Source organism: Aquimarina rhabdastrellae (assembly GCA_947387485.1).
Taxonomy (GTDB): domain Bacteria; phylum Bacteroidota; class Bacteroidia; order Flavobacteriales; family Flavobacteriaceae; genus Aquimarina.
On sequence record CANDNT010000021.1, the window covers coordinates 18,415 to 30,796 of the forward strand.

Consider the following 12,382-nt stretch of genomic DNA (forward strand, 5'->3'; position numbering starts at 1 on the left):
GAGCCGATAGAGGGACTCGAACCCACGACCTGCTGATTACAAATCAGCTGCTCTAGCCAGCTGAGCTATATCGGCATTGCGGCTGCAAATATAATATCATTTTTTATATCTGCAAAATGCTTTTACAAAATTTCAAAAAAAAATCTCAACTTATCTTGAGATTTTGCTGAGCCGATAGAGGGACTCGAACCCACGACCTGCTGATTACAAATCAGCTGCTCTAGCCAGCTGAGCTATATCGGCATTGCGGTTGCAAATATAATATCATTTTTTATATCTGCAAGCACTTTTTCATTTTTTACAATGCGTTTACTTTTTCTATTAAAGCAGTAGCTACATTTTCTAAATCTTGGTTGATTCCTTTAAAATGTGTAGCTGCATTATCATAATCTCTTACGTTAACTCTAGAGATAAATCCATCAAAAGCTTCAATTGCCTCATCTATAATTGCTTCACCAGCTGCTACGTCTTTTCCAGAATTGCTAATTTGCCATGCATATACCATTTCAATAATACTTCCGAATACGTAATTGATGTCTTTCTTTAAATCTCTTTTATTTGCCATGTCTAAATAATTTTGTGCAAAATTAATTCTTTATATTTAATTAATCATAGAAAACCCTACAATCTATAGTTAAATTATAGTATTCTCTTCATCTTAATTTCTTTGCTTTTTGTAAAACGCTTTAGTTTTACACGTATACTTGTAATAATTTACCTTTTGTACCTTTTACAGTTACATTGTTTATTGATGCAGGCACTAATACAGTTTCTCCTTGTTTTATAGTAAATTCATTTTCTATCGAAGAAATAGTCACTTCTCCTTTAACACACATATAAATCACAAAAGAATCATACGTCTCGTGATTTAAACTCAATTCTTGCGCTACTTCGATTACATTGGTAGTGAAATGCTCACATTTTACCATAGAAGCAAGCTCATTGGGTTGTGTATTATACTGTACTTTATATTCTTTTTCTGTAGTAAAATCTATTGCTTCTAAAGCTTCTTCTTGATGTAACTCTCTTGAATTTCCGTTAGCATCTGTACGATCCCAATCATATACTCTATAGGTAATATCTGAGGTCTGCTGAATTTCGGCCAACATTACTCCTTTTCCTATAGCATGAATCAACCCAGAATACACAAAAAAAGTATCTCCTTCTGTTACTGGTTCATAATTAAGTATAGCTGTAATATCTTTTTCTGTTACATGTTTTTGATATACTTCTTGATTCACTTTTTGATTGAATCCTATGATGATATTAGCATTAGGGTCCGCTTGAACGATATGCCACATTTCGGTTTTACCTAAAGAATTATGTTTCTTTTTGGCTATAATGTCATCAGGATGTAATTGAACAGAAAGGTCTTCTTTGGCATCTATAAATTTGATTAGTAACGGAAATTTATTTCCAAAACGAGTGTAATTCTTTTTTCCTACTAAGGTTTCACCAAACTGTTCTAACAATTCTTTTAACGTCTTTCCTTTAAAAGGTCCAGAATTAACGACAGAATAATCTCCTTCTACATCACTAATTTCCCAGCTTTCTCCTATATTAGGATTCTCTGAAGCTTTATTTAATACCTTATGTAACTTGGTTCCTCCCCAAATTTTTTCTTTTAAAATGGGTTCAAACTTTAATATATGTGATAAGGCTTTATGCTCCATAACTGATCTCTTTTATGATGGTTAATGCTTTTGCTACGTGTTGTGTAGCATTCATACTATTAAACTTCAATCTAATCTTTCCTCTAGCATCTACAACAAAGGTTTCTCTTCCTGGTAATAACCCAAAAAGATTTGCTTTTATGCCAAACATTTTTCTAATTTCTCCTTTGGTATCTGCCAAAAAAGTAAATGGTAATTCGTATTTTTCTTTAAACTTCTGATGAGATCTTACACTATCAGAACTCACTCCTATTATACGTGCTCCAGCATCTAAAAATTCTTGATGAACATCCCTAAAAGCACAAGCTTCTTTGGTACATCCAGGTGTAAAATTCTTAGGATAAAAGTATATTACTGTTGCTTGTTCTTTTAATTCTTTTTTACTGTTAAATACGATTCCTTCGTCTGTTTTTAAATTAAATTCTGGAATCTCATCTCCTACTTTTAACATGCTTTATTCTCCGTTATAGACTACAAAATTGCGTGGCGTTTCATATAGTGTTACTTCTATATCATATGTTGTATCTATTTTCTTTCTCAGTTTCTTCCAGATAACTATCGCAATATTCTCTGCAGTAGGGTTTAATTCTTTAAACTCCACTACTTCTTCATTCAAGTTTTTGTGATCAAAGGCTTCTTCTATTTCTGATTTTATATAATCTTTAAGCTTCTTTAAATCTATTACAAAACCTGTTTCTGGATCAACTTCTCCTGTTACCCCTACAATTAACTCATAATTATGACCATGATAATTAGGGTTACTGCATTTTCCAAAAATAGCTACATTTTGTTCATCACTCCAATCTTTACGATATAATCGATGTGCTGCATTAAAATGTGCACGTCTACATACTTTCATTCTCATAAGGCTATATGCGAATAAAATTTCTCAAAAATAATCTTGAACCACACTGTATATGCATCTGGATCTTTTTCAATATCCATTTTTACTGCTTCAATATCCATCCATTTCCAATCTGCTACCTCATCTGGATTAATCACTGGAGATTCATTATAACTCCCCACTAAAATATGATCGTATTCATGTTCTGTTAATCCATTATCAAACGGAGCTTTATATATAAATGATGTTGTTTCTTTTAAAGCAACAGAAAAGCCCATTTCTTCTTGTAATCTTCGTTTTCCCGCGGCTATATTAGACTCTCCATCTCGCTGGTGGCTACAGCATGTATTTGTCCATAATCCCGGTGAATGATATTTATGCATTGCTCGTTGCTGGAGCATTAATTCATTTTTATCGTTAATGATGAATACCGAAAATGCTCTATGTAATAATGCTTTTTCATGAGCTTCCATTTTAGGCATTAAACCTATAGGTTCATCTTGTTCATTAACTAAAATAACTTTTTCTTCTTCCATTCTTTTGTATTGCTTCAAAATTACGAAATAGCCTCTGCTTTTCATAATCCGATAAAAGTAATAAAAATACTGCTAAACCCTACTTTATAGATTTTCTATTATTTGTCTATTTGTTTAGATGTTAACGTATAACAAGATAATTGAGGGCTTTAAATATTATATATATTAAAACTCGTAGCACACTCACAAAAAACAAACAAACAAACAAACAAACCACTAAATATCAAACAATTGCACACATAAAACATACAACTTTACTACAAATTACGAGATGATTTTAGAAGTATTAAACCAAATAGGCATACAATCCAGTTTTTTGAAACAAATACGTATACCAAAACTTTCAGATAAAGAACTAATAGCAATAAATCTTACAGCAGAATATATGGTATTGACAGTGAATATCAACCCTTTAGAGTATTATCTAAATCTATTTTATCCTTAATAGAGCGTAACGTCTATAATCGAAGAAAACACAAGTTATTTTCTTTTATCAATCTGATTAGGGAACAGCTATCTGAAAAATTCAACGCTTATGAAGATTATTATATCGTTGATAGTATGCCCTTAGAAATATGTAAGCTCTCCAGAAGTTCTCGTTCAAAGATTTGTAAAGAAAATAACTATAGTGCTCCTAACCAAGGTTATTGTGCCTCACAAAAATCAACATATTATGGCTACAAATTACATGCAGTGTGTTCTGTCAAAGGAGTATTTAAGAGTTTAGCCCTGCATCAGTACATGATATCATTATTTAAAAGATATTAAAGCTCAGATGAAAAACTTTACATTAATTGCTGATAAAGGGTATCTACCTACTAAATGGCTGCTTGATCTTTTCAATAGCTGTAATATCACATTAGATACTTCAATGAGAAACAATCAAAAACAGTATAAGAAACAAGCCTATGTCTTTAGAAAATCCAGAAAAAGAATTGAAACCTTATTCTCTCAACTATGTGATCAGTTTATGATAAGACGTAATTATGTTAAATCTTTTGATGGATTCAAAACCAGAATCCTCTCTAAAATTGCTGCCTTAACTGTTATTCAATATTTAAACTATTTTGTATTAAAGAGAAATTTGAACAATATTAAAATCAATTTACCCTAAATGCACTACGGGTATATTAAAACTTTGTCTTACTAATTTTCTTATTATGTTGAGTTCTATTCCATCAATATGCATTAAAAATTCTCATTTTAAAATACCATTGATACTTTTTGTTCTTACATTCTAATAAGGATCATCTTGTTCTGTCATACTACATTTTATATTGTTTGTAATCAATACCTTTTGATATTAATGATTATTTAGAATTCCTTCTATTTTTGACAGTTTGTTTTAATGCTTAAATAAAACTATTCGCTTCTAAAGTGTTAGAGACATAGAATCCCTTATTTTTTAGAATAAGTGCCAGTAATCATTGATTAGTAGATAGGTTTCCTGTTTCTACCTAGTCTCTATATAAGTAATATACGCTATCAAATTTTATATTTTCTAAAATGATGATATAAGTTGTTAGTTATATAATACCTCTTCTTAGATTTAGGTATGCATATGATTAGTTTTTAGAGTGAAAATAATCAATCTCTTCCAATTCCTAACCCTTGTAATGGTTCCTTTAAGATATCGTAGAGTTTTCTTATTCCAATACGAGACTGCTCTAAACGAACAATTCTCACTAATTCAAAAATTTTTCCTGCTACATTTTGTTGTTTAATTTTTGAAGTAAATGCTCTATAATATACTTGTCTGCTGATCCCAAGTAATTCACAGATGGATGAGATACTCTTATATTATTTAAATCTAAACATGATAATTACGTGAGTACGTAGTTTTTCTAAGTAAGAATATTAAATTCCTTTTCTATTAAGTATATCATCATATCAAACAATACAACTTTCTTGTCAGATTGTTATACTCATTTCTCCCGAAAAGCTTTTTGTTTTTCTAATAAACGAACCTTTCCCTCCAATTCTAATAGTTTTTGCATAGGCGTTTTATCATAGTAGAAGGTGTTTGGTTTTCTCAATCAAAGTTACCATATTTTCTAAACCAACTTAAAATTAAAACACATTCTATAGCTTATTCTATTAATTTTCCCATTTATAGTATTTTCTTTTATTATTAGATGATCTTAATGAATACATAGTTTCTATTCTGTTTGGATACCCTTCTATATCAAAATCATATGCATAATTTATTGTAGCAGAGCCATCCACTGTACTATACCACTCTATTACAGAAGGGTAATTAGTACTATTATCAACTATTTTTTCTATATAAGAATCTAATGATGTCGAAATATTGGTTAAAATAGCTTTATATGGAAATATTTTTATTATAGGATGTTTTATTGTACAATGATATGATATCCTAATATCTATATTTTCGGTAATTGAATTATTAGTTATTGTACCTATACCAGAAATAGCATTATTATTAGAGTCATATTCAAAACTAATATTCCCCCTACTATCATTATTAAATAAGCTTAAAGTTTCAATATTATCATTATCATTTAATCCAATAATCATTTTATTTCCATCAAGGTCAGAGTTACATATAATTAAGTTATCTTCATAGGTATAACTAATCTTTCTTAGAAGAATAGTATCTACATCAGGCGTATTTTCGTTTATGTAACCTCCATTAGTTCTATATTTTGAATATTTATATTCTATTAATTCTCCATTTACATTATACTTATATTCTTTAATTTCTCCACCAAATCTTGTGCGATCACTCCATCCTTCATCTTCTATTATAAGTTGGTTATTTTCATCATACTCAAAATCTGTCCCCTTTGGATAAGGATAATCTCTGTCTAATAAATATTTACTTATTAAATTCCCATTTATATCGTAGCTATAAACATATCTTGAAAACGGATTCTCATCAGGATAAGAAGAAGTAAATTCTAGTCTCTTATTATTTAAATTATCACATACTAAATCAGTTTCGATGTGATTGTCGTCTGAACAACTTATGAAATTTAATATAATTATTATTACTACTAATGTTTTTTTCATAATTGATACACTTTTTGATTGTGATTTTAAAATAAAGTTCAAAGCTATTTTTTTTCTCTAAAAAAAACAATAAAACTTTAATATTAACTCGTAGTGCATTTATAAAAAGTTGTGCAAACTGCAAAGTTGCAGTAAGTTGTAATAACCACGAAACAATTAAAGATGCATAACTTTACTACAAATTACGAGATAATTTAGAAGTATTAAACCAAATAGGGATACAATCCAGTTTTTTGAAACAAATACGTATACCCAAGCTTTCAGATAAAGAACTAATAGCAATAAATCTTACAGCAGAATATATGGGTATTGATAACGAGTATCAACTCTTTAGAGCATTACCTAAGTCTATTTTATCCTTAATAGAGCGTAGCATCTATAATAGAAGGAAGCGCAAGTTATTTTCTTTTATCAATCAGATTAGAAGAAAACTAGCTGATAAGTTTAATAGTGATAAAGAGTACTTTACTGTTGACAAAGGATATTTATCAACTAAACGACAGCTTGATTTTTTCAATACCTGTAATATCAAATTAAATACTCTCTATATGAATTAATCAAAAACTATATAGAAAACAAACCTATATGTTTAAAAAATCTAGAAAAAGAATTGAAACATTATTCTCTTAACTATATAATCAGTTTATGATACGACATAATTACGCTAAATATTTATACTAATATATAACTCTATTTATCTTCAAAATCCCAAATAGGTTGTTGCTCTAATAAATGTTCTACAAAGTAGTTCCATCGCTTTTTTCTAAAATATGCTCTATGTTTTCCTCTGTAACCATGATGTTGACTAGGCATAATAAGTAAATCAAAATCTTTATTAGCTTTTATCAATGCTTCGGCAAGTTTAAAAGTGGCAGATGGATTTACATTTTCATCTATTCCGCCATGAACTAATAGCAGCTTTCCTTTTAAATTCTTTGCCATAGTTACATTAGATTGATTGTGATATACACTATCTACAGGCCATCCCATATACATCTCTGGCCACCAAGCTTTTTCCATTCTATGATCGTGATCTGCAGAACTGGAAACTGCAACTTTATAAAACTCTGGAAATTGTAACAATGCATGAGCCGCATCATATCCTCCTGCTGAGTGTCCAAAAATTCCAATGCGTTCTTGATCTATAAAGCTATGTTTTTTTGCTAGTTGTTCTATAGCTCTCTTATGATCTTCTAGGTTACCTCCTAAGTTTTTATAAGAATAGTTATGAAATGCTTTTGAACGGCTTGAAGATCCTAGCCCATCAATCATTACTACTATAAAACCTAATTCTGCTATAGCTTGATTTTCTAAACTAATTGCTCTACCAAAACTTCTTGGAAACATTTGAGTATGAGGTCCTGTATAAGTATGATCTATAACTGGATATTTCTTATTAGGATCAAAATTAGATGGCACCCAATAGGCTCCATAAATTGTTGTCTTGTTATCTCTTGCTAATGCTGTAAATGTTTGAGCAGACTGCCATCCGGTTGCTTTAATTTTTTCTATATCAGCTTTAGACATAGTTGTTATTATTTTTCCAGTTTTTGCTTCCCTCAATACAGTTACTGTAGGTTGTTGAGCGGTAGAATAATTATCTATAAAATAATTATTATCTGGTGAAAATAAAGCTTGATGATGTGCTTTTTCTGGAGTTAATAATACTGTCTTTCTTTGATCTAGATCAACTTTATAGACATGACTATAATATGGGTTTATATCTTCTTTTCCGTTTGCTACAAAATAAATTATTCCTCTTTCTTCATCTATAGATAGGATATCATCTATATAATAGGTTCCTTGTGTTAATGGTTTTTCTTCTCCTGTTGTTAAATTTATTGTATACAACTGTTGCCATCCACTTTTCTCTGAAGCTACAATAGCAGTATTTCGTTTTTCTATCAACCAATATTCAAATCTATCTATATTTGTGGTACTTGTTTCTTTATATAAAACTTGCTTCTTTCCTGTATCGACATCCACTTTTAATAAGTGTACATCTTGATATCCTCTATTTTGATAATCTGCATATAACACATTTTTGTTTGTATCTGACCATCTAAGGGATACAGCATTGATATGTGTATTTGTAGGGAGTTCTGGGTGAATTTCTTTTTTTGATGTAATATCAAATACTACAGGTTTCATATGAACCATAGTCGTATCTCCTGGTGATCCTCTATAATATGATAATAATTTAGGGCGATATAGCGAATCTATACTCCAATCTAATAAATACATTTTATCAGCTTGGCGTAAGTCGCAAATATTTGTCTGAATCCATTTAGAATCTGGAGACCAATTCACATAAAAATGAGAAGGACGTTCTCCATTTTCTCCTTCCATCAAATCATACCATCCATAATAACTTGCATACTCATAATTCTTTTTACCTGCTGTACTTAATTGATGTTCTGTACCATCTTCAGTAGAGCGTATAAACAAATTATAATCTCTTGTAAATGCTATCCATTTACCATCAGGTGAAATGGTTTCAAACTCATTATTTTTTTCTTCTTTTTTATTTTCGCTTAAGCTATATGATTTTAAATCTAAAATATACTCCTTTCTATCTACTGTAAATAAAATCTCTTTTTTATTCTTATAATTAATCCGATTAAAGGGTAACGTAAATTCCGAATACTCTTTATTGAGTTTTTTATTTATTAGCGTTGCTACTTTTTGATGATCGAACAATGAAGTTTTTTTCTTATTTTTAAATGTAATTTTCTTAAAATATTTCCCTTTTTCATCTCTTGTTATAAATGCAATTCCTGAATTATCTTCTGCCCAATATGGTCGTATATAGGTGTTAAATACTTTGTTATTATTCAGGTTTTCCCAAAGAAATGATGTCGCTCGTTGATAATCTTTTTTTGTAGTCTTTTTTTGTGAGTAGCCTATTAATGAAACTAATAGTCCTAGTATTAAAACTATATTCCTTTTACAATACATATCATTTTTTATTTATGATTTAAGATATTGCATTTTACGGCTTTACAGTAGTATAAAATTATCTAATAGTAAGTTTAAATTTGCCAATTTTACTTGTTATTGTTAATGAAATCTTTTCTTTATGTTAAAGAAAACATAAGTCAAAAAAATTATCATTTCTAATAAAAGAGTTATTGTAGATTCATTCAATTTATCACCTGCAGATCATAATATCACCATACTAATATTGACTATTATTATTTGTTTTGGATTTAAACTTAAACAACCACAATCTAAGAGAATATCTATTTGAAAATCAAAACTTAAATCCGGATAAATTAATATCTTTTTATCCCATAATTACATAGTGCAAAAGATACTATGATTTATGGACAGATTCATGATAACATGTTAAATACCAAACAATTTCCTAAAAACACCGTTTATATCCATATAAAAAACGAATTAAGTTTTGCTTGATTAAAGAAAGAATAACTTATTTACTGGTTCCTCCAGAAAAATGGTGTCAATAATATCAAGACTGTAAATAACTCTAAACGTCCTATTAGCATTAAAAACGAACACCACCATTTACCTATCATAGGTAAACCATTAAAGTTATCTACTGGGCTCAACTGACCAAAAGCTGGCCCTACATTACCCAATGATGATGCGGCTCCACCAATAGCGGTTTCAAAATCTAATCCTAATGCGCCTAATACAACAGCCCCTATGATAAAAGCTAGCATATAAAGTATAAAAAATCCTAAAATATTAAATACAATTTCTTGTGACACCGATTTTTTATTGTAGCGCACTGGTAAAATTGCATTAGGATGTAATGTACGTTTAAACTCCATAATTCCGTTACGAATCATAATAAGATGCCGTACCACTTTTACTCCTCCTGAAGTTGATCCTGCTGATCCACCTAGAAACATCATTCCGAAAAATAATACCGTCAAGAACATCGTCCACATTGTAAAATCTGCCGATACAAATCCTGTAGTTGTAATCACTGCTAATACTTGAAATAATGCATGTCTAAAAGCTCCTTCGGCTTCCCCCCAAACTAATGGATGTGCTATTGATGAAGCAGTTACATCTGCCTCAAAATAAATAATCACAGCTGCAATCAATGTAAACGACAATACAAAAACGCTATACCATATAAACTCTTGGTCTTTAAGTATTTTTTGTACTTTTCCTTTAAAACCAAAATAACTCAATACAAAATTGGTTCCTGCTAAATACATAAATACAATAATGATGTACTGAATTATAGGTTGATCATTCCAATAGGCTACACTAGCATTTTTTGTAGAAAACCCTCCTGTTGACAAGGTACTTAATGCATGATTGATCGCATCAAAAAAGCTCATTCCAGCAACGGTAAGTAATAGTGTTTCTATAGCTGTATACCCCACATAAATCAACCATAATCTTTTTGCTGTATCAGTAATTCTAGGGTGTAATTTATCTGCACTAGGTCCTGGTGCTTCTGCAGCAAAAAGCTGCATTCCTCCTATTCCTAGTAATGGTAAAATAGCAATCGCTAATACAATAATTCCCATTCCTCCAATCCAATGTGTAAGACTACGCCAGAATAATACACCATGTGGTAATATCTCTATATCTTCTAGAATAGTTGAACCTGTAGTCGTATATCCCGACATAGTTTCAAAAAAGGCATTGGTAAAATTGGGTATTGCATCAGTGAACATATAAGGTAATGTACCACTTAGCGACATAAAAATCCATCCAAAAGTAACTACGATATACCCTTCTCTCTTGTTAATTTCTTTTTTATGTTTACGTGTAATAAACATAAACGAAATCCCGATAAACATCGTAGTTAATGAAGCCAACATGATTTGTAATGTTACTCCATCTTTGTATGCCCAACTCATTATCGTTGCTAGCATCATAAACCCTCCATTACAAAGCAATAAAAGCCCCATAATGTGAAATATTATCTTGTAATTCAATTTAGGCATTACAAAAATAGTTTTTCAATTTTTTTGATTGATTTAGGTAAACAACATACCACAATACGATCTCCTGCTTTGATATAAAAATCTCCCAAAGGAATCGCTCCTATTCCATCTCTAATAACTCCTGCAATTATGGCTGATCTCGGAAAATCTAAATCTTTAATTCTATTCTCACTTACTTCTGAAGTTGGTTTAACTTCAAACTCAAGTAATTCAGCATTCATATTATTAAGCTTAGTCATTGCTACGACTTCTCCTCTACGTATAAACCTAAATATATTATTTGCTGCTAATAATTTTTTATTGATCAATGTATCTATTCCTATAGAATGAGATAACTGTAAATAATCCATATTCTCTACTAAGGCAATAGTTTTTCTTACACCTTTAGATTTTGCAACAAGACATGATATAATATTGGTTTCAGAATCTCCTGTAACTGCAATAAAAGCATCCATATCATGAATATTTTCTTCTTCTAGCAATTCCACATTACGACCATCACCATTAATAATCAAAGCATTAGGAATCTCATCTGCTAAATCAAATGCTTTTTCACGATCTTTTTCGATTAATTTTACTTTGAATTTATTGTCGCATAAAAAACAAGAACTCTTTAATCCTATTTTGCTTCCACCTAAGATCATCACTTTTTTGATGTCTTCTTTTTCTTTTCCTGTAAGCTTATATAATTCTTCTACACCACCTTTAGACGTTACAAAATAAACTTGATCTCCTTCTCTAAATTTAGTATCACCTCTAGGTATAATAGTGTATTGTGTTCCTTTTCGTTGGATCGCTATAGGCATAAAATGCAGCTCTGAAAACATTTCGGCTGCTTCTCTAACCGATTTACCAACAAAAGTTGCATCTCCAGATAGGTTAGTTCCTACCATTGTTAATGCTCCATTTTCAAACTCATACCCATCATTAAAAGCTGATTGATTAAGTAATAATTCGATTTCACTAGCTGCCAATGCTTCTGGAGAAATCAGCTCATCAATCCCAAATTTAATAAATCCGACTTCTTCTTTATTCTCTATAAACTCGGTATTCGATATTCTTGCTATTGTTCTTTTGGCTCCCATTTGTTTAGCCAAAACACAGATAGTAATATTAGTAGTTTCGCTGGATGTTACACTTATCACTAAGTCTACATCATCAACCTGCGCTTCTTTTAGTATACTTATAGATGTAGCATCTCCTTTAAGAACTCGTATATCTAAATGTGTATCTGCGTAGTTAATTCTCTCTTTACTAGGATCAATAAGCGTGATATCTTGGGATTCAAAGGACAATAGTTTGGCTAGGTGAAAACCAACTTCTCCTGCTCCAGCGATAATAATTTTCATATAATTTTCT

Annotated in this window: 9 protein-coding genes, 2 tRNA genes and 2 pseudogenes; 2 read left to right on the forward strand and 11 right to left on the reverse strand. The window is 30.4% G+C overall.

Translation table 11 applies throughout. From position 1 onward, the window contains the following. Position 1 precedes the first annotated feature (1 nt). The 7 genes from ACYEKI_RS19210 to idi all read right to left on the reverse strand — a co-directional run bounded on the left by ACYEKI_RS19210 (position 2) and on the right by idi (position 3,053). Positions 2 to 75 (reverse strand) — tRNA-Thr (locus ACYEKI_RS19210). Positions 76 to 169: 94 nt separating this feature from the next. Continuing rightward, positions 170 to 243, reverse strand: a tRNA-Thr gene (locus ACYEKI_RS19215). A gap of 55 nt (positions 244 to 298) precedes the next feature. Next, on the reverse strand, positions 299 to 565 hold the full coding sequence (locus tag ACYEKI_RS19220) for a hypothetical protein (RefSeq protein ID WP_459212835.1): 267 nt from the start codon (positions 563 to 565) through the stop codon (positions 299 to 301). 127 nt (positions 566 to 692) lie between these two features. Continuing rightward, entirely contained in the window at positions 693 to 1,673 is a 981-nt protein-coding gene (locus ACYEKI_RS19225; RefSeq protein WP_459212836.1) for a type I phosphomannose isomerase catalytic subunit, read from the reverse strand. Continuing rightward, on the reverse strand, positions 1,663 to 2,124 hold the full coding sequence (locus ACYEKI_RS19230) for a peroxiredoxin (RefSeq protein WP_459212837.1): 462 nt from the start codon (positions 2,122 to 2,124) through the stop codon (positions 1,663 to 1,665). The genes ACYEKI_RS19225 and ACYEKI_RS19230 overlap by 11 nt, the downstream gene beginning before the upstream one ends. 3 nt (positions 2,125 to 2,127) lie before the next feature. Beyond that, entirely contained in the window at positions 2,128 to 2,538 is a 411-nt protein-coding gene (locus ACYEKI_RS19235; protein ID WP_459212838.1) for a 6-pyruvoyl trahydropterin synthase family protein, read from the reverse strand. Further along, complete coding sequence (gene idi, locus ACYEKI_RS19240) at positions 2,535 to 3,053, reverse strand: isopentenyl-diphosphate Delta-isomerase (RefSeq protein ID WP_459212839.1); 519 nt, start codon at positions 3,051 to 3,053, stop codon at positions 2,535 to 2,537. The genes ACYEKI_RS19235 and idi overlap by 4 nt, the downstream gene beginning before the upstream one ends. A gap of 271 nt (positions 3,054 to 3,324) precedes the next feature. Between idi and ACYEKI_RS19245 the strand changes: the two are divergent. Then, positions 3,325 to 4,167: pseudogene (locus ACYEKI_RS19245) on the forward strand (IS982 family transposase). 983 nt (positions 4,168 to 5,150) lie between these two features. On the opposite strand, the gene ACYEKI_RS19250 reads toward ACYEKI_RS19245, so the two are convergent. Continuing rightward, positions 5,151 to 6,089, reverse strand: coding sequence for a hypothetical protein (locus tag ACYEKI_RS19250; protein ID WP_459212840.1), 939 nt, complete (start codon positions 6,087 to 6,089; stop codon positions 5,151 to 5,153). Positions 6,090 to 6,251: 162 nt separating this feature from the next. Here ACYEKI_RS19250 and ACYEKI_RS19255 point away from each other — a divergent pair. Continuing rightward, positions 6,252 to 6,716 (forward strand): annotated as a pseudogene (locus ACYEKI_RS19255) (transposase family protein); the annotation flags it as partial. A 63-nt stretch (positions 6,717 to 6,779) separates the two neighbouring features. Here the strand turns inward: ACYEKI_RS19255 and ACYEKI_RS19260 are convergent. From ACYEKI_RS19260 to trkA, 3 genes are all read right to left on the reverse strand, one after another. Beyond that, a complete protein-coding gene (locus tag ACYEKI_RS19260; protein ID WP_459212841.1) occupies positions 6,780 to 9,047 on the reverse strand; it encodes a S9 family peptidase in 2,268 nt (755 codons plus the stop codon). 479 nt (positions 9,048 to 9,526) lie between these two features. After that, positions 9,527 to 11,023, reverse strand: coding sequence for a TrkH family potassium uptake protein (locus ACYEKI_RS19265; RefSeq protein ID WP_459212842.1), 1,497 nt, complete (start codon positions 11,021 to 11,023; stop codon positions 9,527 to 9,529). Next, positions 11,023 to 12,372 carry a Trk system potassium transporter TrkA gene (gene trkA, locus ACYEKI_RS19270; protein ID WP_459212843.1) on the reverse strand — a complete coding sequence of 450 codons (1,350 nt, stop codon included), beginning with the start codon at positions 12,370 to 12,372 and terminating at the stop codon, positions 11,023 to 11,025. Before trkA ends, ACYEKI_RS19265 begins: the two co-directional genes overlap by 1 nt. Positions 12,373 to 12,382 lie beyond the last annotated feature (10 nt).